At 39.1% G+C, this 24,221-nt stretch carries 19 protein-coding genes; 5 read left to right on the plus strand and 14 right to left on the minus strand.

The window, feature by feature from the left end; genetic code table 11:
* Positions 1-134 precede the first annotated feature (134 nt).
* Positions 135-389 (plus strand): hypothetical protein, encoded by a 255-nt coding sequence (locus tag KME09_23555; protein ID MBW4536911.1) that lies wholly within the window; start codon positions 135-137, stop codon positions 387-389.
* Positions 390-797: 408 nt separating this feature from the next.
* Here KME09_23555 and KME09_23560 read toward each other — a convergent pair whose 3' ends face one another.
* Positions 798-1,451 carry a PD-(D/E)XK nuclease family protein gene (locus KME09_23560; GenBank protein ID MBW4536912.1) on the minus strand — a complete coding sequence of 218 codons (654 nt, stop codon included), beginning with the start codon at positions 1,449-1,451 and terminating at the stop codon, positions 798-800.
* Positions 1,452-1,585: 134 nt separating this feature from the next.
* Here KME09_23560 and uvrC point away from each other — a divergent pair, with 134 nt between their 5' ends.
* Positions 1,586-3,517, plus strand: coding sequence for an excinuclease ABC subunit UvrC (gene uvrC, locus KME09_23565; protein ID MBW4536913.1), 1,932 nt, complete (start codon positions 1,586-1,588; stop codon positions 3,515-3,517).
* A gap of 59 nt (positions 3,518-3,576) precedes the next feature.
* Positions 3,577-4,896 carry an FHA domain-containing protein gene (locus KME09_23570; protein MBW4536914.1) on the plus strand — a complete coding sequence of 440 codons (1,320 nt, stop codon included), beginning with the start codon at positions 3,577-3,579 and terminating at the stop codon, positions 4,894-4,896.
* 167 nt (positions 4,897-5,063) lie between these two features.
* On the opposite strand, the gene KME09_23575 is transcribed toward KME09_23570, so the two are convergent.
* Positions 5,064-5,312 (minus strand): hypothetical protein, encoded by a 249-nt coding sequence (locus KME09_23575; GenBank protein ID MBW4536915.1) that lies wholly within the window; start codon positions 5,310-5,312, stop codon positions 5,064-5,066.
* A gap of 286 nt (positions 5,313-5,598) precedes the next feature.
* Between KME09_23575 and pstS the strand changes: the two genes are divergently transcribed.
* Together pstS and KME09_23585 are read left to right on the plus strand one after the other, a co-directional pair.
* The gene (pstS, locus tag KME09_23580) at positions 5,599-6,681 is read left to right on the plus strand and encodes a phosphate ABC transporter substrate-binding protein PstS (protein MBW4536916.1); all 1,083 of its coding nucleotides are present in this window, start codon (positions 5,599-5,601) and stop codon (positions 6,679-6,681) included.
* Positions 6,682-7,123: 442 nt separating this feature from the next.
* Positions 7,124-9,442: a response regulator gene (locus KME09_23585; protein MBW4536917.1), complete on the plus strand. Its 2,319-nt coding sequence runs from the start codon at positions 7,124-7,126 to the stop codon at positions 9,440-9,442.
* Positions 9,443-9,475: 33 nt separating this feature from the next.
* Here KME09_23585 and KME09_23590 read toward each other — a convergent pair whose 3' ends face one another.
* The 12 genes from KME09_23590 to KME09_23645 form a co-directional block, all read right to left on the minus strand.
* Entirely contained in the window at positions 9,476-11,254 is a 1,779-nt protein-coding gene (locus KME09_23590; protein MBW4536918.1) for an iron uptake porin, read from the minus strand.
* Between the two features lie 246 nt (positions 11,255-11,500).
* Entirely contained in the window at positions 11,501-11,875 is a 375-nt protein-coding gene (locus tag KME09_23595) for a response regulator (protein ID MBW4536919.1), read from the minus strand.
* 366 nt (positions 11,876-12,241) lie between these two features.
* Complete coding sequence (locus KME09_23600; protein MBW4536920.1) at positions 12,242-13,855, minus strand: ISL3 family transposase; 1,614 nt, start codon at positions 13,853-13,855, stop codon at positions 12,242-12,244.
* Between the two features lie 229 nt (positions 13,856-14,084).
* Positions 14,085-14,540 carry a hypothetical protein gene (locus KME09_23605; protein ID MBW4536921.1) on the minus strand — a complete coding sequence of 152 codons (456 nt, stop codon included), beginning with the start codon at positions 14,538-14,540 and terminating at the stop codon, positions 14,085-14,087.
* Between the two features lie 124 nt (positions 14,541-14,664).
* The gene (locus KME09_23610) at positions 14,665-15,132 is read right to left on the minus strand and encodes a hypothetical protein (protein ID MBW4536922.1); all 468 of its coding nucleotides are present in this window, start codon (positions 15,130-15,132) and stop codon (positions 14,665-14,667) included.
* Complete coding sequence (locus KME09_23615; protein MBW4536923.1) at positions 15,125-15,439, minus strand: type II toxin-antitoxin system Phd/YefM family antitoxin; 315 nt, start codon at positions 15,437-15,439, stop codon at positions 15,125-15,127. The genes KME09_23610 and KME09_23615 overlap by 8 nt, the downstream gene beginning before the upstream one ends.
* 132 nt (positions 15,440-15,571) lie before the next feature.
* A complete protein-coding gene (locus KME09_23620) occupies positions 15,572-17,074 on the minus strand; it encodes a response regulator (protein ID MBW4536924.1) in 1,503 nt (500 codons plus the stop codon).
* 26 nt (positions 17,075-17,100) lie between these two features.
* Positions 17,101-17,835 carry a peptidylprolyl isomerase gene (locus KME09_23625; GenBank protein MBW4536925.1) on the minus strand — a complete coding sequence of 245 codons (735 nt, stop codon included), beginning with the start codon at positions 17,833-17,835 and terminating at the stop codon, positions 17,101-17,103.
* A 198-nt stretch (positions 17,836-18,033) separates the two neighbouring features.
* Positions 18,034-18,810 carry a hypothetical protein gene (locus KME09_23630; protein ID MBW4536926.1) on the minus strand — a complete coding sequence of 259 codons (777 nt, stop codon included), beginning with the start codon at positions 18,808-18,810 and terminating at the stop codon, positions 18,034-18,036.
* 388 nt (positions 18,811-19,198) lie between these two features.
* Positions 19,199-20,614 carry an ABC transporter substrate-binding protein gene (locus KME09_23635; GenBank protein MBW4536927.1) on the minus strand — a complete coding sequence of 472 codons (1,416 nt, stop codon included), beginning with the start codon at positions 20,612-20,614 and terminating at the stop codon, positions 19,199-19,201.
* A 104-nt stretch (positions 20,615-20,718) separates the two neighbouring features.
* Positions 20,719-22,137, minus strand: a complete 1,419-nt coding sequence (locus KME09_23640) for an ABC transporter substrate-binding protein (GenBank protein ID MBW4536928.1) — start codon at positions 22,135-22,137, stop codon at positions 20,719-20,721.
* A gap of 158 nt (positions 22,138-22,295) precedes the next feature.
* On the minus strand, positions 22,296-23,945 hold the full coding sequence (locus KME09_23645; protein MBW4536929.1) for a hypothetical protein: 1,650 nt from the start codon (positions 23,943-23,945) through the stop codon (positions 22,296-22,298).
* Between the last annotated feature and the right edge of the window lie 276 nt (positions 23,946-24,221).

Genomic DNA, 24,221 nt, shown 5'->3' on the forward strand with positions numbered 1-24,221 from the left:
GGTTGAGCATCTCTCTTTAAATGTTTGAGAATTTGTAATTCTACATCCATTGCTCTATCTGGCTTTTAGCTACTTATAGTTTTGATTCTTTTATTTTAATTCTCGGAGAGTGACATAAGAGGGATAACTGTGAATTGAACACTTTAGGCTATCCCAAAGCTACTCTGTTTGTTTTTTGTTTGGCAATAGTGGCTTTCAACATTCTCTCCACCGTCAAGGCAGCATTAAAATCTGTTCACGGAGTCGGAAAAATCGAAGCAGGTTTATCCGACTATTACTTGGTCGAAGAAGTTCAAGGAACATTTAGAGGAATGGCGATCGCATTGCCAACTCCTTTTTGGTCTTCTTTGGTTGAGATGAATACGGTTGAATTTGCGACGCGAAGCTAGTCCTTTAGGGTCCAAACTCTTAAACAATGGGCAGGCTTTGTGAATCTCAAACGCTTTTCTTCTTCTCCCAGAGGTCAGAAAAAACCCAAACCCAAACCGACTTATGATCCTAAACACCCTCATGTCTCTACCTCCCGCCTTTTACGCTAGAAAAGTCAGTACAAACGTTCACCTTAACAGGGGTAGCTCTAAGCTCTAAGCTAAGGCTTGTCTATCACGGATACTCTAAAGGATTAGCTTTTTTATTAGCAAGTCGGCGCAAAAAGCAATTTTTAGCTAGTGCAGCAGCTATTTAAAAATCTTGAAAGCTTTAAGATTAAAAATTTTTGATGTTATACCCTTGTCCTAAAGAATACACCTTCGGATATGTACTTTTGACTTTTGACTTTTGACTTCCGCGTAGCGGTACTAGGCTTGTTGTTGCTGCCATAATCGCAACCGCACCAGAAACTCTTGCCAATAATGACTTAAATCAGCAGCATTGAGCAAGAAAATTTGGGCTGCTCGATCCTCAAGAGCGATCGCAATTAAAGCGCGCTCAATCTGGACATTGTAGAGGTGATTGACAGCAGCGGTATAGGCGGTAACCTGGAGACAATAATCAGTAATCCAGTCTAGTTTTTTTGGTTTAGAAGCAGTTTTCCAGTCAAATACACATAATTCCCCTTGCCACGTTCCCAAACAGTCTAAACGCCCAGCATAACCCTGTTCGACATGATAAACCGCCGATTCTAAGAGGTGAACTTCCAAGACAGATTCTAAAACAGGTTTGATTGAATGCCAATAAAGATTATCTGGCACATCAGCGGGTAAATCTTGCCCCATCAGAAAGTAGTTGATTGCCGTATGAAGTGAAGTACCACGACGACAGGCTTGAGTACTAATTTGCTGTGCTTGTGCATATCCCACCCGTTTACGCCATCTCTGCAAAGCAAGGCGATCTGCTTCAGGTTTAGTTGCTGCCAAAATTGTGCTGACAGAAGGATAAGCTTGCCCATCAAAGACTAATTGGCGTTTGCGGTCAACAGTTTTATATTGAGCAGGAATATGAGTAAATATCATAAATTACCTAGACAAAAGGCTTATAGCTTATAGCTTATAGCTTATAGCTCCCTTATCGGTAAAATTTTTTGAGCAGATATGACTCGAATGGGGCTGAGGAATCTATGATCACTAATAGGAAGTAATTTAAACCTATGAGTGTAGCGATCGAAATTAAATCTTTATTAAAGCAGCCAGAACTTCTAGAAGCCCGTCTGCAAGAGATTCCCCCAGAACCAGGAGTCTACTTCATGCGCAGTAGTAATGGCGATATTTTATATATTGGTAAATCCAAGAAATTACGTGCGCGGGTTCGTTCTTATTTTCGTCAGGCCCAAAAATTAAGCGATCGCATTGCGATGATGGTGCGTCAGGTGGCGGAAATTGAATTTATTGTCACCGATACGGAAGCTGAAGCCTTAGCCCTAGAAGCCAATTTAATTAAGCAGCATCAACCACACTATAACGTCCTGCTCAAGGATGATAAGAAATATCCTTATGTCTGCATCACTTGGTCAGAAGATTATCCCCGCATTTTTATTACCCGTAAACGTCGAGCGACTCAAAAACGCGATCGCTATTATGGCCCTTATGTAGATACTCGCCTGCTGCGCTATACCCTGCATATCATCAAGCGAGTTTTCCCCCTGCGTCAGCGTCGTCAACCTTTGTTTAAAGATCGTCCCTGTCTCAATTATGACCTGGGTAGATGCCCAGGGGTATGCCAGTCGTTGATCACCCCTGAAGATTATAAAAAGATCGTCCAGAAAGTAGCGATGGTATTTCAGGGTAGAAGTGATGAACTAGTAGCTAGTCTGCAAGCCAAGATGGACAAGGCGGTAGAACGACTAGACTTTGAAAAAGCAGCGCAATATCGCGATCAGATCAAAGCTTTACATAGTCTTAATGCCGAGCAAAAAGTTGCCCTCCCCGATGATACCGTTTCCCGTGATGCGATCGCTCTGGCTGCGGACGATAAACACTGCTGTATTCAGCTATTTCAAATCCGTGCAGGTAAGTTGGTAGGTCGTTTGGGCTTTTTTGCCGATGCTCGTTCTGGTACGCCAGGAGCAATTTTACAACGGGTATTAGAAGAACATTACACTACCGTTGAAGCTGTCGAAATTCCCACCGAGATCTTAGTGCAGCATGAATTACCCGAACCTGAGATTCTTACCGACTGGTTGAGTACCACCAAGGCGCGCAAGGTAAGCTTAATTAATCCTCAAAGACAGACGAAGGCAGAACTGATTGAAATGGTGGAACGCAACGCCAACTTTGAATTGGAGCGTACCCAACGGGTGAGCGATCGCAATACTCAGGCATTACAAGATTTAGCGACTATTCTCGATCTGCCCGAACTGCCCAAGCGGATTGAAGGATACGACATTTCCCATATTCAGGGTTCTAATGCCGTGGCTTCTCAGGTAGTGTTTGTCGATGGTGTTCCTGCCAAACAACATTATCGCCATTACAAAATTAAAAATCCTGATGTCCAAATTGGGCATTCCGATGATTTTGCCAGCATGGCAGAAGTAATTGGTCGTCGTTTTCGCAAGTATCAGCGTAGCGCAGCCGAACAGAATATTCCTTGGTTGGAGTTCAAACACCAAGTGGGCGAACAGCAAGACTTCCCCGATTTAATCATGATTGACGGTGGTAAAGGACAACTATCTTCTGTCGTCACGATTTTACAAGATTTAGATTTACTAGATGTAGTCAAGGTGGTAAGTTTAGCTAAGAAAAGAGAAGAAATCTTTTTACCAGGAGAGTCCATACCCTTGGAAACAGAAGCAGAACAGCCAGGAGTACAACTACTAAGAAGAGTTCGTGACGAATCCCACCGCTTTGCCGTTAGCTTTCACCGTCAACAAAGACTAACCAGCAGCAGGCGATCGCGTTTAGCCGACATTTCTGGCTTGGGCTTTCAGCGTCAAAAGCAACTCCTGGGTCATTTTCACTCTATTGACTATATCCGCGAGGCGACGGTAGCCAAACTGACGGAAGCGCCTGGGATTGGGCCAGGTTTGGCACAGGAAATCTATAATTATTTTCATCCCAATCAAGTCAGTGATAGCTCTAGTTGAACCAAGTGAAGTTCTAAATAGAAATAGAATTAGTATATGACGTTGAGGGAGAGGAAATTATGAGTCATCAGCCAAGAAATTGTGCATCACTAATTTTTAAAGGAGATGCTGATGTAACCAAACAATATTCTCTACCTCTTACGGGCATAATAGTCATTGGTCGTTCTCCAGATTGTCAGATTGTTCTAGATCCGTTTAAATTTATTACCGTATCTCGTCGCCACGCACAGATTAAGCGAGTAGGTTCTCACTGGGAAATCGAGGATCTTGGTGCTACTAACGGCACTTTAGTTAATGATTTAACAATTAAAGGTCGGCAAAAATTACAGTCAGGCGATCGCATTATCTTGGGTACTGAGGGCCCTGAATTTACGTTTAAATGTTTACCCTATAAAAGCGTAATGCCCACTCCCTCGACCATAAATGTTGAAACTGTAGACAAAAACAAAACTGCTCATTCTGCTAAGCCTCAAATAAATACGCTGACAGCCAAAACTAATCCGCCCCCAGCCTCGACCAAAATTGACTTTAAAGCAACTGTTCTCCAGAAACCGACTGCTTCTCCCGCAGTTTCCGCCAAAATTTCCCCTAAAACCCTTTGGAATTTAGTTGCTGCTACCGAGCGATCGCAATTTCCTGGACATTCTGCACCAGTTTTAGCCTTGGCATTTAGTCCCGACGGACAAATTCTCGCCAGCGCAGCTCAAGATAAAACTATTAAACTGTGGGACAGATCGACCCAGACAGAAATTGCTGCTTTTATCGGACACAAGCTAGCAACCAATGCTCTAGTATTTAGTGTCGATGGCAAGATGGCTAGTAGTGGCGCAGACAAAACGATTAAACTCTGGCAAGTTGAAACTCAAGCCGAAATAGCTATTTTCCCCGCCCATAATTTAGCTATTAATGCTTTAGCATTTAGTCCCGACGGTAAAATCCTGGCTACTGGTGGCGCAGACAAATTGATTCGACTCTGGCAAGTTGAAACTCAAGCCGAAATAGCTACTTTTCCCGCCCATCAGTTAGCCATTGAATCTTTAAGTTTTAGTCCCGACGGTCAAATTCTGGCTAGCGGTAGCCAAGATCAAACCATTAAGCTATGGCGGGTTAGGACTCAAACCGAAATAGCTACTTTAACGGGGCATAAACAGGGCATTAGGGCGATCGCTTTTAGTCCTGATGGTAATACCCTAGCCAGTGGCAGCATCGACCAAACTATTCGACTTTGGGGTGTGGCAACTAAGGTGGAAATCGCTGCTATTTCTACTCCTCATTGGCAAACAGGAGCGATCGCCTTTGCCCCTGATGGTCAAACAATCGGCGGTTGTGACGAGTCGGGAATTATTCGACTATGGCAAATTTGTTCTAATTTGAATTAAATCGGGTAAATAGCCACAAAATACCCAAATTTCTCGCTAAAAATCGCACTAATTAAGTAGGTAGGCAAAATAATTGATCAAATCCCTGCCCTTAGAGCTATTTGTTACTCGTTACTCGTTACTTGTTACTCCCTAACCTCATTTTCAATTTAATTACACCCACCTACTTATCTTTCCGATTTATAAAGAGATTCTTGAAATTCCCGACCAATCAAGCTACCAAATTGAGACCAACCCATATTAGGGGTTTTAGAGAGAGTAGACGTAATCCTTTGCAGTTTTTTTCTCAATCCCATTAATTCTTGAGCATTAGGCGGCAAAATTTCACTATAGGCTGATACTAATTCCTCGTTAGTTGCTGTATTAAAATTAATCGATTCGCCGACTACTAGTAGATTCCGAACGATAGGCAACATATTATTTTCGGGGATTATTTTATTAATTTTAACTCGTACAACTAAAAACTAAAGAATAATTTTAGTTTGAGCCGATCTAAAGTTACGATTTTGAAACAAATTGCGATAAAGTTATCGATTTTATTGATTACTTGTGTTAAAAATGAGGATAAGTTGCAAACTTTCAGAAAAGCAATAAAACTTTGAGGTTCTTAGGTAAATTATAACCAAAGCTTAAATTTCCCTTTACCTAGATAGCATATTCTTTGATATTGAGAAAACGAACCTCAAAAAATCTCTAGATTAAATGACATTTAAAATTACTCGAAGATTCTGTTTAACTACAGTTTCCGCTTTATCTTTAATATTACTTACCCAAAGTATCGATCTAACTAATAATTCACCAGCCAATGCTCAGGATGCTGGAATTGAAGCTAGTTTAACTGGTGCTGGAGCATCTTTCCCTGCTCCTCTTTATCAACGTTGGTTTTCCGAATATAACAAGCTAAACCCTGGAATTGAAATTAGCTATCAGTCTGTCGGTAGTGGCGCTGGTGTCGAGCAATATCTCCAAGGTACAGTAGACTTTGGTGCTTCTGATGTACCTCTAACCGAAGAAGAGCGTGCCACTTTTGAATCAACTTTCGGTCAAGCGCCAATTCAAGTGCCGATGACTGCTGGGAGTGTGGTTTTTGCCTATAACTTGCCTGGGGTAGATAATTTAGAGTTGCCCCGCACTACTTATTGTGGCATTGCCAACGGCGAAATCACTCAATGGAACGATCCAGCGATCGCTCAAGCTAATCCCAACGCAACTTTACCCGATACACCTATTTCTTGGATTCATCGCTCTGATGGTAGTGGGACAACTTTCTTATTTACCAGTCACCTACAAGCAGCTTGTCCTAATTGGCAGGGTGGTGCAGATAAAACTGTAGAATGGCCTGGTGGTGTTGGGGCTAAGGGGAACGAAGGTATCGCGGCTCAAGTAGCTCAGACTGAAGGCGGTATAGGTTATGTAGAGTATGCCTACGCTAACGAAAATGGCATGACCGCAGCGGCGATCGAAAACAAAGCTGGTAATATAATTGCACCTTCTCCTGAAACAGCATCATTAGTCTTTGAAGGAGAAACAGTTCCTGAAGATTTTGCTTTGACAGTTGCCGATCCTGCTAATCCCCAAGCCTATCCTATTGCTGGGATGACCTGGTTGCTGCTGTATCCAGAATACGAAGAACCAACTACTGCCCAAGCACTCCAGGGATTTGTTAACTGGGCTTTAAGCAGTGGTGACCAATATTCTACAGAGCTAGGCTATATTCCTTTACCTCAAGAACTCGAAGCGCGTGTTTTACAGACAGTTGAACAATCAGTTGTGACTAAAAAATAGGAAATAGGGGAGTAGGAAGTAGGAAATAGGAAATAGGAAATAGGCAATAGGAAATAGGGGAGTAGAAAGATGATTGTTGCTTCAAATCCCCGACGCGAAGCTATATGCGAAGCGGAATCCTTTAGAGCATATCCTTTAGGACGTTCTTTACTACTACCTACTACCTACTACCTACTACCTACGAGTCGATCACTCTAATCGTCCTAATCTAACTGTGTACGACTATAAAACCTTTCGCCTCATTCCTAAATACTCTTCTAACTGCGATCGCAAATTGTCACTTCAAGGAACAATTCTCTAATTATTAGAAGAAAGAAAATTATTATAAGACTTTCAAAGTTTATGCTATTGATGAGAAAAGATCTTTGATGAGAAGCTTGATAACTTTTAGCTTCAGTCTTTTCCTCACTTTTCTTTAATTCACATTAGACTTATTAATCTTATGAGAATTTTAGTAGTTGACGATGACAGCATCTTAATAGAAGTACTTAAACGTTCTCTCTCTAGCCAACGTCATGTAGTCGAAGTTGCAGAAGATGGACAGATGGGTTGGGAGTATGTCCAAACTGGAGAGTATGAACTGGTTTTGCTCGATGTTAATTTGCCAGGTTTGGATGGAGTTAGCCTCTGCGAAAAAATGCGATCGGCAGGTTATAAAACCCCCATTCTGTTGATGACAGCTAAGAATGCTAGTCAGGATCGGATCTTGGGCTTGGATGCGGGGGCGGATGATTATTTAATCAAACCCTTGGACTTAGGAGAATTAAACGCCAGAGTAAGAGCATTATCCCGTAGGGGAGAAGTCGCTACTACTAGTGTTTTAAATGTTAATGGACTTATTTTGGATCCTAATAGTTGCGAGGTTAGTTATCAACAACAGTCAATTAAACTTACAGCTAAAGAATATAGTTTATTAGAAATATTTTTGCGCAACCCTGCACAGGTATTTAGTCGATCGCAAATTTTAGATAAAATCTGGACATTTGACGATCCACCATTGGAAGAAAGCGTCAAGGCACATATCAAAGGATTACGCAAAAAACTCAAACAAGCAGGGGTGGTTGATTGGATTGAGAATGTTTACGGTATTGGCTATCGTCTTAATCCAAAAGTTGCTGAATCTGAGCAAGCTGATAAGAATATTTCTCCTAGTTCTGCTTCTGTCGAGCAACAGTTTAATCTGAAGATGGAACAAATGTGGCTTAAGTATCAAAATAAGATGTCTGAGCGCCTGAAAGTACTTCAACAAGCTGTATCTAGAGTTAAACAAGCTAATTTATCCCCCCAATTGCAACAAGATGCCCAACAATCAGCCCATAAACTAGCGGGAGTTTTAGGCATGTTCTCTAGAGATGTAGGCACAAATATTGCCCGTGAGATCGAAACTTTGCTGCAAAATAATTCGGTTTTAGATACTCAACAACGAGAACAATTTATTGCTTTAGTAACAGATTTAGATAGTTTATTAGCACTGGATGAAACCTTAACTAGCAAAACTATTACCGAGACAAATTTATTGTTAATTTCTACTGATACTCAGTTAAAGCAAAAATTACAGCAGCTAAGTATGACTCAAGGGTTAGCTTGGCATCAAGTAGATAATATTACCCAAGCCGAGATTTGGTTAGCCAATAATTTTGCTTATGTAGTAGTAATAGATACTGAAGCAACTACTAATCGAGCAGAATATTTAGCTTTAATCAGTCAATTAAATTCTCATACTCCTTTAATACCAACAATAGTTTTATCTTCTACTAGTAGTTTAAGCGATCGCCTTACGGCTACTCGTATGGGTGCAAGTAGCTTTTTAGCCAAACCCGTTACTCCAGGAAAAATTTGGCAAACTACTTCTAGGTTAATCGAACAGAATCAATCAGCGATCGCATCTATCTTAATCGTCGATGATGATGATGTCTTCCTAGACACCTTGCGCTCCATCCTGGAACCTTGGGGAATTAAAGTCAGCACTTTAGCAGAACCTTTACACTTTTGGGAGGTATTAGAAGCAACCCAACCCGATCTAGTAATTCTCGATATAGAAATGCCTCAAATCGATGGGATTGAACTGTGTCAAGTACTTCGTAGCGATCCAGACTGGCAAGAACTACCTGTATTATTTCTCACTGCACGACAGGATGCCAAAACTATTCAACAAATATTTGAGATCGGGGGGGATGACTATATTTCTAAACCCACAGTTGGCGCAGCATTAATCGCCAGGATTAATAACCGATTAGATCGCAGCCGTTTGTTACATAATCTTGCTACCCAAGATCCCCTAACAAGATTAAAAAATCGTACTCAAAGCAGTCGAGAAATCGAAAGTTTGTTACAGCAAGCTCAAAATCTTCATCAACCATTTTGTTTAGCAGTACTTAAAATAACTGAACTAGAGCAAATCAACTTCCAATATGGTCATGGAATAGGCGATCGCATTTTGGCGCAATGGGGTAAAATCATTCGAGCCACTTGTCGTAATGATGAAATTACAGGCTATTGGGACAGTGGAGATTTTGTGATTGGGATGCCTAATTTAGACACAACCCAGGCTAAAGAACATTTAAGCGAACTGCTCAGTGTTTTAAGAAAACAAATATTTACTGCACCAGAAAGCCTAGAGGTTGCCGAACAAGCCCAAAGTCCTCAGCCAGAACGTTTTCAAATTGCTTTTGACTGTGCCATAGCTGAATTTAGCCAAGATGGTACAACCTTACATTCTTTATATCAAAGCTGCATTAGATCCAGGGAAAACGCATCTTAAATTGAGCGAAGATGATCAAAAAGCGATAAAAACTTAAAAGGCGAAAGTAGTTCGCAAAACACCTACCGTAGTAGTATCGTTATTCTTATTACCTTCTGGATTAAACAAAACAAACAACCCAGGGGTCAGACTTAAATTATCGTTAACTTTATAATTATAGAAAACTTCTAAGTGATAAGGTATTCCTCGCTCGACATCGGGTTCTGTTAGTTGTGCTGCACCACCAGCATTAACTCGGTTTAAGGGTTGTCCAAAAATGAGTCCTGCGGTATTTCCTTCCTGCAATAAATCTTTAACAGAAACACCTGTCATCCAACTGAGCAATTCTGAAGAAGCCTCTGGGCCAGATACAGAATCAACAAAAAAGTAAGATCCATATCCTGTCAAAGCCAAATCAGGCAAAATATTCCAGTTAAAAGAAGTTCCGAGGGAATGAATATGTACGGGCGTATCCAAAATACCGCCGACATCGACAGTTCCATCTGGATTAACAGTTCGATTAGGAATTGCTAAAGGAGTTTCCGAAGAACTATTTAGTCCTGTGGCTAATATGTCTATTTCATGATAGCTATAAGCATAGTTCAAACCTAAATCGATATTCTCTCTCGGCTTCAGGGTCAATTGAGTTGAAGCTAACATACTGCCACTAAATAGCCCTGCACCTAAAACATTGTTATCTCCTTTTTCGGGAATAGCAGCGTTAACGCTAGCGTATAAAGCTCGCCAGTCTATTTGATCGGAGATATTCCAAATAAATCCCGTTGCCGAGGCTAATCCAGTTTGGGAAGTTCCTCCCGATACCCGTAGCACTGGATTTAAAGCAGCAAATCGAGAAACGGCTCCCTGTCCTTCGTCGGCAAAAGGAATAATAGTGGGGAAAGCATCGGAAGCTTCGGCTGCCGTTCCTGCGAACAAAGTAACTTTATCTAAACCCGAAGGAAAAATGTAAAGTAGTTTGTAAAGATCGACCGAATTCTTGTCTTTCTCTTCGGAGATATCCTGCGGATTGAAGCGAGGAAACTGAGGTTCAAAACTAAGTTTGGTCGAGCCAGCACTTAGGAAAGATTCTGTAGGAAACAAGCTATTTTGAATGCTACCAGAACCATCTATGGCACCGCCAAAATTATTAGCCTGTATACCCGTAATTAATAAGTCTTTACCAGAGAAGCTGGTATTCAAAGTCAGACGGAGGCGATCGTTAAAAACAATTTGAGGATCGTCTCCCGCTTCTGGATTTCCCCCAGTTGCACCAGCTAAGGAGAAAATAGCTTCACCAGTTAATTTGGTGGTAGTAGAAAATTGGTTGTCTTCCAGTAAAGCCGTTCTCTCACTAAGATTATCTACTCTATTGCTGAGAGACTCTAATTCTGTGCTAAACTTCTGTTGCAAACTTTGAATGGTTGCTAAATCTTCTGGGCTAACACTTTTATTGCTAGCGATTAAACGTTCAATTTGATTTAAACAGCTGTTTAAACCAGCAGCAAATTCATAACGAGTCAAGGGTTGGCTACCTCTAAATGTGCGATCGGGAAAACCTGCAATACAGCCATAGCGATTTACTAGGCTGGTGAGGGCTGCATAAGCCCAATCTGTAGGGGCAACATCCCGCAAACTCTCTACGTTTACTATTTGACCTAGATCATTGTCCGAGTTATTTTGTCGGTCAATTCGATCGCGATCGCTATTAGTATTATTAGCTTTATAATTCTCTATAAACTTATTGTCAGATTCAACTACTTGTGCTGTAACTTGAGGCGTATCCAGCAGAAAAACAGAAATTCCCATGATAAATAAAGCGCCTGACTTTTTCATTTATAAACCTTACACCCAAAATTATTCTTATTTAATTGTCATGAATATTTTACTTTGAATGGTTTAAGTATTAAAGTTACAATATATTAAATACATCTAAATATATCAATGTATTTTATTTGAAAATATCAATAGTTAATAAATAACAAAAAGTTTAATCTATTGTATTACCATAGCGATCGCCTGAATTCTTAGCAAAGAGCGATCGGCGATCGACAAAACTTATTAATCTTTTTAATGTTTTTATCAATAATTACTCAAAATCTGATTTATTTGTTCTGGTAACTCTAAAGGACGAAATGGTTTGGTGATTACTCCAGCTAAATCTAATTCAGCCAGTTCAGGAGCGATCGCTGATTGGGTTTTAGCAGTCATCAGAATCACAGGAATAGCGGCTGTACTTTGATTGGCTTTGAGATGTTTAAGGGTTTCTATTCCATCCCATTCAGGCATCATTAAATCTAATAAAATTACCTCTGGTTGGCTACTGGTGGCTAAATCTAATCCTTCTTTGCCTGTACTGGCTGTAATCACCTGCCAATCTGTTACCAGTTCTAATCCCATCTGGGCGATGTCTTTGACATCTTCTTCGTCATCAATAATTAAAATGCTTTTGCTCATGTTGTTTGGCTGCCATAATTAAATTCAATTTAATTTAATTAATCTAAACTGCGATCGGGAATATTTAGAGAATTTACGGCGATTTTTTGTGTAATTATTTACATTTAGTTCACCTTTTGCAGATATTAGTCAAAGGCTGCAAAAACTACTATAATCTAGCGATCGCTAAATTGTAAAAACAATGGCTTTAAATCCTTACATAGCAAGGGTTTTGAGCTAGACACACTTTGTGACAGCTTTGCCAGATCTGCCCCTTAATGTGGGTCAAGGGATGTTATTTCGGATCAGTCTCAAAATAATCTGGGTCTATTCTCATTTAATGTGGGGTCTTGCACAATTTTGGTGAGCTGAGAAAAATGGCGATCGCTAAATAGGACATAAATATCGTTTCTTCAACAGTTCATGACTGGCACGCCCATACATTTGTCTCTTGAGCATTTTAAGACGGTTAACCTGTCCTTCTACTTGTCCATTACTCCATTTAAGAGTCACTCCATTCCTAACTGCATCTAAATCATCTTTCAATTTAGTGACAAAACCAGTAATGGCTTTTATTTGACTTCCCTCTGCATTTTTCAACCATTTATCTAATCGATCTGGTTGTCTTCGACGAACTAAATCTGCAAAGTCTACAGCTAGAGAAATTGCTGTATTTAGGTCTGGGTGTTGCTTCTTTAATAATTCAATTGCTAATTTTTCAGCTTCACTGTGTTTTGTAGTTGGGCGTAAAATTAGCCATACTGCCTGGCGCACAGTCATCATTGATTTCTTTGGTTCAAACACAAGAGGCAATGCCTTGTTGGGCTTTTCTCTTGGTTTCAATCCCTGTGCTTGACGCAGACGACGAGTATATCTGGCTAAAGTAACATAACTACCTTGATAGCCTTGTTCTTTAATTTCAGCATAAAGTTTTTGAGTATCATGACAACCAGAATTCCATCGTGACTGAAGATATTTATTGTAAGGAGTAACCTTGCCACGTCCTTTATCACTTCTGCCTTTTCTCTCAGGAAAAACTGGGCTACGTAGATACCGAAAAACCGTGCTTTTCCCAATTTCTAAATGACGAGCAATGGCTTTTCCCTTATAACCTTTTTTGTGTAAAGCCCATACTTGGTCATATTTTTCCTTTCTTGGTTCGCGCCGTACTGCGGCAAGTTTAATAGCATCTATAGGATTAGGAGGTGGTTGTATAGGTTGAGCTATAACTTTTTCAGATTCAACAATCGGACAATTATTAGTCTCGTCTTCCACATTTTTCAGTAATGTTCGATGTTGGTTTAACACTACTTCTAACATTTGGGCTAAATTTTGTAGTAGATGAAAGCGGTCTGCTACCTGAATGGCTTCTGGACATCCTCTTGATGCTCCTTCTTTATAAGCTTTCGCTCGATCTCTGGAAATAATTTCTACTCCAGGATGTTCTTTTAACCACTCAGCTAAAGTCGAAGCTGTACGGTCTGACAGTAAATCTATTGGTTGGCGAGTTGACAAATCTACCAAAATAGTACCGTAGGTGTGGCGTTTACGATAAGCCCAATCATCGACTCCTAGAACTTTTGGTACAGCATAGGATGGTAGTGGCATCTTCATCACTAATCTGAGTAAGGTTTGACGACTAATTTTAACGGACAAGTGCTGAGTTAAACGCGAGCCTGGTAATCCTCCTTGAGCCAGGGCTACTTTGGTCAGTTGAATATTTAATCGTTGTGTTCTTCTTGCCCAAGGTGCAGCTATTTCGGGCAATCTAATCGTAAAAATTCGACGCTCACAATTCGAGTTTGAGCAGAAGAATTTCTGAGTTGAAAGCTTTAAGCAGACTTGATAATTACCCCAAGCTACATCTAGTAGCGATCGCTGATAATTACTATGAACACGATCGCTTGTTGAATTACAAATTGGACAAACTGCTTGTATGTTCTGTGTTTTGACTTGTATCGTTAGTCTATTGTCTGTTTCACTGATTGACCAAGAAATTATTTGAAGACAAAAAAATCAGGTAATAGATGTTGTAGTAGGCGAGAATTATTGAGAGGGTAATTTTCTGACATAAATAACCGCTTTTTTAGCTCTCATTCTATTTACTCATAAAATCTTTCTTTATTACCATTTTTGGTTGTAGCGATCGCCTTTTTTCTTGGATCACCAAAAGTGTGCAAGACCCTTAATCTGGTCTCAAAAACGCCATTATTTCAGGTCGAAGTGATTCTTATTTTGGGTCGCTACAGCTAACTGTTATTAGACGTATCTTTTGAAAATCGTTAGAATATTCAAAATGTAACTTAGCGTTCTCAAATTCATATATTTCCCAGGGAAAACTTTGTCCTAATATGGGAATTCTTTCCGCTTTTCCACTTTTGTCAGGTTGACCAAAAATTTTGTGTACTTGCTCTTGTGGCATATTGAATGAGACTTTAAATATATCATCATTTGTATATTGCTTGTATCCTTGAATCCCTTCAGCATATAAGTGAAAAGTTTTTATCTTCAGATTAGAAAACAAAATTAAAGATATGCCTTTTGTTGGTGAATCTAGATAGTATCTATCTTCTATTTGTTCAAGCTGTTTTGATTGGAATAAACTGTTAAACAAGTCATTTGAGACTACATCTTCATAGCTCATTCCTGAAAAAGTAAGTAGCTCTCCTTCCAGTTTTTTGCTCATAATATTAAAAAATCAAGATATTTTGTTTTGTCCTCTAGTAAAGTCCTTTTGTATTTTAATATCTGAGAACTTTATTTAAAAATGATATTTCCATGAGCGATCGCTCTTAGTTGCAAAATAGATTTTACACTGTAGCAGCTACAGTTACAGAAACCGTTTTTGCTAAAAATTCTGGACTTTCTTTATTGATTTCTTCCATAATATTTTTTACAGATTCTTTAATAATCATAGAAGCTTCTCTTAACTGTCTAATTAACTCAACTTTGTATTCATCGGAATTGAGAATTCTCATGAAAATCATAGAACCCCATTCAGGAGAATTTCTATAAAGATGCGGAGACGATATTAATATCTTTTCGATATATGTTTTGATGTCGAATATTTCAATTGTATGAATAATTCCGTACATCAAATCCCATTCTCCAGACTTATCGTTTAGAAATTGTATAAGAAGAGGAATGCAATCAGAATCTTTTAACGCTCCGATTTGACCAACAACATTTTCAAAATCTTCAAAATAATTAAAATTATTGGGATTTTGTTCGATTAATTTAAGAGATGAAAATAAATCGTCAAGTGTTTTACTACTCATTCATCTCATCACAAATTCCGCGATCGTCAACCGCAAATTCAATATCAGCAGCGGCACTATAAAGATCTAGTAAATTTGAAGATGATGTATCTTCTGTTAATTCTTTTCGTTTACCAACAAGAGTTTCTAGGCGGTCAATTTTATCCAACAATTTTTGATAAGCTTCAGCGTCTTGCACCACTAACTCTGCCTTTCCGTTGACTGTTAATACCAAGGGACTACCCGTCGCTTTCATTTGTTTGATAATTTCATTGGTGTTGCGTTTAAAAGTAGAAAGAGATTGAATATCTCGACTAAGATTAATCATCAGCTTATTAACACTAGATTTGCATTTAATTTAATGTTACCTTAAGCTCCTAACATTTTTAGAATGACTATACTTTTTATTTCTTATTTCCTACTTCCTACTTCCTATTTCTTATTTCCTACTTCCTATTTCCTATTTCCTATTTCCTATTAAAGGCAAACTAATATAAAACCTACTCCCTTCACCTAATCTACTCTCGACCCAAATCTTGCCGTTATGTCCTTCAACAATATGACGACAGATCGCTAGTCCCAAGCCTGTTCCTCCTTTACTACGAGAATCTGAAGCATCTACCTGTTGGAAACGTTCAAATATCGACTCTAGTTTATCTTTAGGGATACCTCTACCTGTATCTTGAATAATTATTTGACAGAAATCTTGTTGAACGCTAGCTTTTAAGTTAACTCTACCGCCAGGTTTGGTAAATTTAATTGCATTACTGAGTAAGTTGGTTAATGTTTGCAATATGCGGTCTGAATCTAGGTGTAGAACGACATCACAAGGTTCTTCTAGGATCAACTGAACTTGAGCTTTTTCTGCCATTGCTTGCATAGTTTCTGTAGCTTGAATCAGTAATGATTGTAGGTTGCACCGTGTTAATTCGATCGCAATTTTGCCTGATTTCATTCGTTCTAGATCGAGGATATCGTTAACCAAGCGGATTAAACGTTCGCTATTGCGTATGGCTACCTGGAGGATTTGCTTACCGCGATCGCTTAATGTACCTAATTGACCAGAATTTAATAAATCTAACGCGCCAATCGTCGAAGTCATGGGAGTTCGTAGTTCATGACTGACTAAGGAGATAAATTCATTTTCTAGGCGTTTGCGTTCGGTAATATCGTTCAAAATTTGGAGGGTGCATTTAGTTCCATCTAGTTCAATTAACTCCATTGAAAGTAATACTGTTTTTACTTGACCCGATTTTGTCGGAAATTCTAATTCTAGGTTGTGAATAAACCCCTGGGAATCGGACTTTTGTAATGCTTGCTGGTATACTGCTAAAGCCGAACTGGAGTAAATCTGTTCAATTTTCTGGTTAATTAGTTCTCCTGCGTTATAACCACTCATGTGCAAAAAACTTTGATTAATTTCTAGTATTTGTCCTGAGTCGTAAGTAGCGATCGCAATCGGATTGGGACAAGCACGAAAGGCTTTAGCAAACTTGTCTTCTGCTGCGTTTTTTTCGGCGATTTGCTGCTGTAATTGGCTATTTTGCAGTTCAAGCTTAATCTGTAGATTGTGAATAGTTAAATGAGTGTTTAATCTGGCTAAGACTTCCTCCACTTGAAACGGCTTGGTAATATAGTCTACTCCACCCACCTGAAACGCTTTGACCTTATCAAATACATCTCCTAACGCACTAATAAAAATAATGGGAATATCACGAGTGCGATCGTCTGCTTTAAGTTGTTGACATACCTCATAGCCATTCATTTCTGGCATTTTCACATCTAGCAAAATTAAGTCTGGAGGTACAGCTTTTGCCCCTCTAATCGCAGTAGAACCCTTAGTGACGCTACGAACTTTATAACCCTTTTCCGTCAACATTTGAGACAACAAAGCCAAGTTTTCTGGAGTGTCATCGATCGCTAAGATATCAGCTTTGGGTTTATGGTTGCGTTCTTTGGGCATTAAATTGGGGAATCAGGAATAAAGAACTACACTGCTTGAATTTTACTACTATCAATGGTGACTAATTGCTTTTCTAGCCAGCGATCGCATAATTCGTTTAATAGCCGTTCGCGCATTGCTCGATCTAGTCTCGCTGGAAAATATTGTTCTAGACGTACAATTACCCAATGATCTTCAATTTGTCTGGGGGGTAATAGTTGTCCTGGTTGGCTACGATGAAGCATTTGAGCCAAAACATGATGGAGATCGATCAGCTTCACCAAACCGACTAAACCATTCTTATTAGCTTCTTCCCCCAGAGAATATAATTTGGCTAGTTCAGCAAAAGAATTTTCCCCTTCTTGAATACGATGATATAGTTCTGTTGCCATTCCTGGTGATTTAACTCTAATTAAAGAAAAAATCGCTTTTTCAAAAGCCAATTTACGCTCTAAAAAATAAGATTCTAGCTGATGTCCCCATTGCTCTTGTTTAAATTTATCAAGCTTAATATTTCTAATCATTCGAGTCTCTAACTGAGTTTTGGTCATATTCATTTTGTTGAGCCAAGCCTCTACTTTTGCTACTGAATCTAACTGATATTGTTGCGTAAACTCTTGATAGACATGATTAAATTCTGCTGCGGTATATTCAATATTAGCAATAGCGCGATCGATAATTACTTCCCGTAAAAACTGTGGTAACAGACGATAATTATCTAATAAAGGAATAATTTCTGCTGCGGTAATAGTGAAGTCTTTTATTTGTAAAGCAGTAGTCATAGTTTTAATTGATCGGCTTTAATAGTTTTAAAATATAAAGCGATCGGGAATATCTAGAGAAGTCTCGACTGAAAAGCAATTATTTATGCAACAAAAAGCCAAGGTAAAAATTACCCTGGCTTATTCTTATGTAATTATTTGTTTACAGGTTTTTACAGTTTATCTCAAGCTAAAAGCTAACGGCTAAAAGCTAAAAGTTTAAGCTGCTACATAAACAAAGCTATCTTTAGCAGCCATAATTGCGTCAGGAGTATAGCCTTCAAAAACAGCCACCATATCATCTCCTTGAGAATAAGAACCATTTTTGTCTTGATCCCAATAGAGAGATGCTGCTTTATCACCCATAGCTTCATCTTTTTCTATAGGTGTGCTTTCTCCTACAACATAGTTATTTGAAGCACCATGTAACATGACAGCATCTTTTCCTGCTGTGTAGTCAGTAATTACTGCATAGTCTTTTTCTCCATTGGTTGCGTAGTGAGCATATTTTTCAGTTCCAAGAGCATAAATATCTTTACCCCCACCACTAGTCAGCCAATCTACCTCCTTATACTTCTCTTGACTATATTTTTGATCCTCAGCATTATGCTCTTTATTAATACCCCAAAGACAGTCATCACCTTTACCAGCATCAATTTTATCGCTGCCATAACCAGCTTCTATAACATCGTTTTGTCCGTAGGTTTTGACAACGTTATCATACTCGTTAGCAATTAAATAATCTGCTTTTTTGGTACCGTAATCTTCTACAGTTTTCTCTGGCATATATTCTTTTTTTGGATACTTTTCGTCAGAATATTTTTCTTGTACATATTCATAGGAAGGTGTCCAATAAGAATCTACATACGCTTCTTTTTTAGCAGGAGCTTCATAATAGTAGTCTTCTACAGGCTCATATTTTTGATATTCGTATTTTTCAACTTCCGCTTTGGGAGCTTCGTATGTTTTATTGGGTTGGCTGTAATCAGTTGACATAATTTGTTTTCTCCATGTAGTAAATATTAGTCAGATGTTTGACTGTTTATACTTTATGAAGCAATCGGGAAGAGCTAGAGATTAAACCGAGAAATAAAAGAGAAATAATTACTGATTAGAGGATATCTGAAAAGTCTAATTGCTACGTTTTCAGTGGGTAGATCCCCCTAAATCCCCCTTGTTAAGGGGGACTTTGATTCCGATTCCCCCCTTGTTAAGGGGGACTTTGATTCCGATTCCCCCCTTGTTAAGGGGGGCTAGGGGGGATCTGATAGGGTCTAAGTATAACAGAATTGAGTTCTCAGACATCCTCTTAGGTGGACATAAAGAATGTTGAAAATACACATGTATAATTTGCTCGTTTGCCCACCCTACTGTCTGTTAATTGTCAATTCCATTCGGCAAAAATATCTTTAATTCTGGCGATCGCTTTTTTTGCTGCTTGTTCTGGTTTAACTTGCTCGGCAGTTACTTGAGTAAGAGCTTGACCCCAAACATTTTCAGCTAAAACCTGGCTGTAGGCAGGATATTTGACTTCATAAGAAAGGCGCGTTTGTCTCTGGGTGAGAATCTTGGTAACAGTAGCAATATAAGGATCTTGGCTGTTTTGCCAAAAAGGATCTGACCAGACAGACTTACGGACTGGCTGACCCCTACCATTAGTGGCTTTGAGATAGTCAATTGTGACTTGAGGCTGGATAAAATAACGGATAAATTTTTTGGCTAAGGATTTATGCAGGGAGTTTTTAAAGATTACCGCTTGTCTAATGGATAGCAGGTAGCGCATAGATTCACCACTAGGTTTATGAGGAAGTTCCGCAATACCTAGCTGATTGTAATAAGTATCTGCATCTTGACGCACAGTTGCTGGAATTGACAGTGTGGGATTGGGAGTCATTAAAACCAGGCGATTGAGTAAATTAAGATTATTATCAGTATTCGACCAGTTAACCGCATTAGGTGGAATATACCCCTGCTGATATAGTTGAGCATACCAGTTTAAGCATTTAATAATCCCCTGTCGTATTTTAGGGCGATCGATTTCTAGTTCACCTCGATCGTTGAGTAGATTGATATTATTTGCTTCGAGAATTTGTTCAAATAGGTAATGAGTATCGTCTGCTCTTTTATCTCCAGCCAGAGGAAATCCTAAACTATAAATGTCTAAGTTCTGTTGTTTGAGTTTAACTTGCGCTTGTTGCCAAAACTGCCAGAAATCATCCCAATTTTGGGGAATATCACTTGACTGCAAGCCTATTGAAGCTAATAGTTGTTGCCAGTAGAAAATAAAGATAGTAGTTTGATGAATAGGTACTCCATAATAGCTGCGTTTCCCTTGCTGGTTATTACTGTAGGTAATTGCTTGAAGAGTTTTCTGTGAATAATCAGCTTGAATTGGTTTAATCAGATCGGCAACGTCTTCTAGTCGATCTTGCCAAGCTAGACGAGGATAAAGTATTTGATTGCCTTTGGAACTCATCATCAAGTCTGGAAGCTGGTTTGCTTCAACTGCTCTTTCAGCCTTGGGAATCAACTCATCATTGGTAAAAAAAGATAACTTGGCTTTGTAACCAGTTTGCTTTTGCCAGTTGTTAACCACAGTCTGAAGTGCTCGATCTTCTTCGAGATTGTAACCCTGTTCCCACCAAATAGTGAGTTCCCTTGGTTTAGATACTGACTCGTTAGTTATTTGAGGATCGGGTGGGAAAAGATTTGAGCAGGCTATTGAGATCAAAGTAATTGCGATCGCCAGTACAATCTTAATTGATCTAGCTCTCAGACAATTACGCCAGCTTCTATCCATACCAACCCTTAGTAAAACTAACTTTTAGCAAAAGTAAATTGCACCTCAGTTCAGACTAAACTTACATCGAGAAGAACTAGGGAAGAATTTTTAGTAGTGGATCATTATTTCCATTCGGCAAAAATTTCTTTAATTCTGGCGATCGCTTCATCCGCTGCTTGTTCAGCGGTAATATTATTTAAGACAATTTTTTCCAAACTCTGACCCCATATATTTTCTTGAAGTACAATGCTGTAGGCAGGACTATTAGCAGGATAAATAGGACGAATTTTACTTTTAGTTAATGTTTTAGTGACTGTGGAAGTATGAGGATCTTCAGGGTTAGTCCAATAAGGATCATCGTAAAGTGAAATATGTGCTGGAGAGTGTCTGCCTGACTCTTTAAGAAAAGTGTTAAGTACTTGTGGTTGGATTAAATATGCTAAAAAGTCTTTGGCTAAATCGGCATGTTTTGCATCATCAAAAACAACTGCTTGCTCTACCAAAAATATATGACGCATTGGTTCGCCATTGGGTTTGTTGGGTAATTCTACAATACCCAATTGATGATGATAAGCATTACTGTCTTGACGTAAGGCAGCTGGAATTGAAAGGGTAGCATTAGTAGTTGTGAGAATTTCGCGATTTAGCAGTTGATGGTTATTAGCAGCATTATTCCAATCTACTGCATCTTTGGGGATATATCCTTGCAAATAGAACTGTGTATACCAATCTAGGCATTGAATAATACCTTGACGCACTTGGGGATCGTCTACTAATAAATTTCCCTTTTCGTCTACTAATTTGACATTATAAGCCTCTAAAATATACTCAAAAGCCTGATAAGTATCCCCCGCTTCTACAGACATCGGCAAACCAATCGGCAAAATATCTTGTTGATGTTGATTTTTTAAATCTTTTGCCACATCTAGCCAAAATTGCCAAAACCCATCCCAATCTTGAGGAATATCTGCTGCGGTACGACCAGTTTTTTCGACTAAATCTTGCCAATAATAAATGTGCAGTGCTGCTCTATGAATAGGAACAGCATAGTAACCATACTTTTGTTCAACATTATTATAGTAGTAAGCCGTTGCTAAAGCTCCAGGCTCATATATTGATTTAACTGGCTCGACAATACTAGTCAAATCAACTAGTTTACCTTCCCACGCCAATCTTGGATTTAGAGTGCTTTCTGCTTTAAAGCTCATAAAGATATCGGGTGTTTCCCCACCTTGAAGATATCTTTGTGGTTTTGCTGAACGTTGATCTAAGGTATAAAAATCAATTTCTACCTTGTGACCAGTCTTTTGTGACCACTTTTTGACTAGCTTTTGTAAAGCTGCATCTTCTTCGGGACTATATCCCTTATCCCACCAGATTTGGAGAACTTTGTTTGACCTTGGCGATGAGGCAAAATCTCCGCTATGCGATCGCGACTTGTCAATCTGAGTATTATTTAATTGGGTGTCAGAATTACAGGCGATAACTAGCATAAAGATAGCGATCGCTACAACACAATAACGTAATAGTTTTTTAATCATGATTTCTTGAACTGCATTAACGATTAATTAACGACAGTCCCTACAAAACATTAGTCGGGAGGATGTCAGTTTTGCTATCTAATGCCTAATCTTACCGCGATAAAATACCTATAAAACTCATAAATTTCAGCTTAAAACTCATCTCAGATTAGCTAAAACTAAAACTTAGACGCAGTTAATTGCACATCAGCATATTGCCAAGCAAATTCAAATTTCTGCTGCACATCTTTGGCTTCGACATTCTTATTCTGTGCTTGCAGACTTTTACTCAAACCATATAATGACCAGCCATTATCGGGATAAATCGCCAAATCTTCACGATATACTTTTTCTGCTGCATCGTAATGTTTTGCTTTTAGTAAAGCGGCACCGAGATATTGTCTGACGGGAATAGACCAATCAGCAGGTTCATTATAATTTAAAGCATCTTCTAAGTTTACTGCCTGACGTAGATGAGCGATCGCTCTAAGATTTTTTCCTTCTTGTGCTGCTATTTCTCCTGTTAATACTTTATCAGCAATCCTAAGTATCTCTGGAGTGGTATTGAGATCCCAAATAGTAACTTTTTCTAATTCAGGATCATCTGCTAGTAAATCCAACGCTTCTAACTCTTGCTGTGCCTTGACTATTTCACCTTGGGCATTGAAAGCCAAACCTCTGGCATAGTGCCATACACCTGTCGGATATTTTAAGTCTGCTTCTGGCTGGGGTGTAGCTAAGATTTCGTCCCACTGACCAAAGCGAATCATCGTCAAGAAAGGAACAACCGAAAAATGTTGTAGTGTTCCCATCCCAGGTTCACGCATCATCTGCGGATCGACCATGGCAGCAACGTTTTTAGCTGCTTCTGTCGCCAGCTTACGATTTCCTTCCATTGTGGCAGCAAACCAAAGAAAATGATGATTGTGAGGCATATAAGCCAAGGGATAGATTCCTTGAGCGTGACATTGAGCAATGTAATTATTGTCTACGGCGATCGCTTTTTGATTGGCAACGGCTGCATCGTGATACCTACCTACCCGAATATATATATGAGATGGCATATGAACCAAATGTCCCGAACCTGGAACTAGCTTACCCAAGCGATCTGCTGCTGATATAGCCTGTTGTGGTTTGACGGCTTCTACTGCGTGGATGTAAAGGTGATTTGCTCCTGGATGATCGGGTGATTGTTTTAAGATTGATTCTAAAGTATCTAAAACTTTCTGGGCTTCTGGTTTTGGTTCTCCCTTTTGTGTCCAATAGTCCCAGGGCATTGTATCCATCAGTGCTTCGGCATAGATAGTGGCTGCATCCAAATCGTTAGGAAGTTGCTGAGTTACTTGTTTCATTGCCTCTGCATAAGCTAAATCCAACTCACTACGATCTTCTAATGGCTTGTCTGTATAGCGTTGAGCCAACGCATTGATATATGCTTGTTCCGATTCAGTACTATTACCTGCTAACTGAACAGCGCGTTTGAGCGCTGCATAAGATTCTGGCACGGCATCATCTTCCATCTTCGCGTTGATATTGGGCCCCAAAACATAAGCTAAACCCCAGTTGCACATGGCACAATTAGGATCTAATTTAATTGCTTGACGGAAAGAGCGGGCAGCTTCTGCATGATTGAAACCATAAGCTAAGACTAATCCTTGGTCAAAATAGCGTTGAGCTAGAGGTGATTTTGTCTTAATCGTATGATGATGAGTTCCCATGCCAGTAAGTAAAGGTGCAGTCGGCTGTATAGCTTTACTTGATACGGAACTAAACCAACCTAAGCTAACTGTAAATAAAAAACTCAAAATAAATATTTGTAGGCGTTTCATAATATCCTCCCGTCTAAATCAATAATTAAATTGTTTGATAAAGAGCTTTAAACTTTGAACCAAAAAGTAATGAAAATGATACGGCTTTTTATTTCCTATTTCCTAATTTCTATCGTGTAAAAGGCTTTCAGGTAGTTTTAACTATTGTAATAACAACGGTTAATTAATTCTCTTTCATTTAATACTTTGCTCGATTTCGCAAAATTGGTAAACATTAAATAAGCTGCACGACGACAAATTCTGAGGGTAATTTTTCTTCTATTTGACACGACACTT

The sequence above is a fragment of the Pleurocapsa minor HA4230-MV1 genome (assembly GCA_019359095.1).
In the GTDB taxonomy this organism is placed as follows: Bacteria; Cyanobacteriota; Cyanobacteriia; order Cyanobacteriales; family Xenococcaceae; genus Waterburya; species Waterburya minor.

Excerpts from the sequence above, each read along its gene's own strand:
- KME09_23560 (MBW4536912.1), bottom strand. The coding sequence starts at position 1,451 with ATGATATTTACTCATATTCCTGCTCAATATAAAACTGTTGACCGCAAA.
- uvrC (MBW4536913.1), top strand. The coding sequence starts at position 1,586 with ATGAGTGTAGCGATCGAAATTAAATCTTTATTAAAGCAGCCAGAACTT.
- KME09_23570 (MBW4536914.1), top strand. The coding sequence starts at position 3,577 with ATGAGTCATCAGCCAAGAAATTGTGCATCACTAATTTTTAAAGGAGAT.
- KME09_23575 (MBW4536915.1), bottom strand. The coding sequence starts at position 5,312 with ATGTTGCCTATCGTTCGGAATCTACTAGTAGTCGGCGAATCGATTAAT.
- pstS (MBW4536916.1), top strand. The coding sequence starts at position 5,599 with ATGACATTTAAAATTACTCGAAGATTCTGTTTAACTACAGTTTCCGCT.
- KME09_23585 (MBW4536917.1), top strand. The coding sequence starts at position 7,124 with ATGAGAATTTTAGTAGTTGACGATGACAGCATCTTAATAGAAGTACTT.
- KME09_23590 (MBW4536918.1), bottom strand. The coding sequence starts at position 11,254 with ATGAAAAAGTCAGGCGCTTTATTTATCATGGGAATTTCTGTTTTTCTG.
- KME09_23595 (MBW4536919.1), bottom strand. The coding sequence starts at position 11,875 with ATGAGCAAAAGCATTTTAATTATTGATGACGAAGAAGATGTCAAAGAC.
- KME09_23605 (MBW4536921.1), bottom strand. The coding sequence starts at position 14,540 with ATGAGCAAAAAACTGGAAGGAGAGCTACTTACTTTTTCAGGAATGAGC.
- KME09_23610 (MBW4536922.1), bottom strand. The coding sequence starts at position 15,132 with ATGAGTAGTAAAACACTTGACGATTTATTTTCATCTCTTAAATTAATC.
- KME09_23615 (MBW4536923.1), bottom strand. The coding sequence starts at position 15,439 with ATGATTAATCTTAGTCGAGATATTCAATCTCTTTCTACTTTTAAACGC.
- KME09_23620 (MBW4536924.1), bottom strand. The coding sequence starts at position 17,074 with ATGCCCAAAGAACGCAACCATAAACCCAAAGCTGATATCTTAGCGATC.
- KME09_23625 (MBW4536925.1), bottom strand. The coding sequence starts at position 17,835 with ATGACTACTGCTTTACAAATAAAAGACTTCACTATTACCGCAGCAGAA.
- KME09_23630 (MBW4536926.1), bottom strand. The coding sequence starts at position 18,810 with ATGTCAACTGATTACAGCCAACCCAATAAAACATACGAAGCTCCCAAA.
- KME09_23635 (MBW4536927.1), bottom strand. The coding sequence starts at position 20,614 with ATGGATAGAAGCTGGCGTAATTGTCTGAGAGCTAGATCAATTAAGATT.
- KME09_23640 (MBW4536928.1), bottom strand. The coding sequence starts at position 22,137 with ATGATTAAAAAACTATTACGTTATTGTGTTGTAGCGATCGCTATCTTT.
- KME09_23645 (MBW4536929.1), bottom strand. The coding sequence starts at position 23,945 with ATGAAACGCCTACAAATATTTATTTTGAGTTTTTTATTTACAGTTAGC.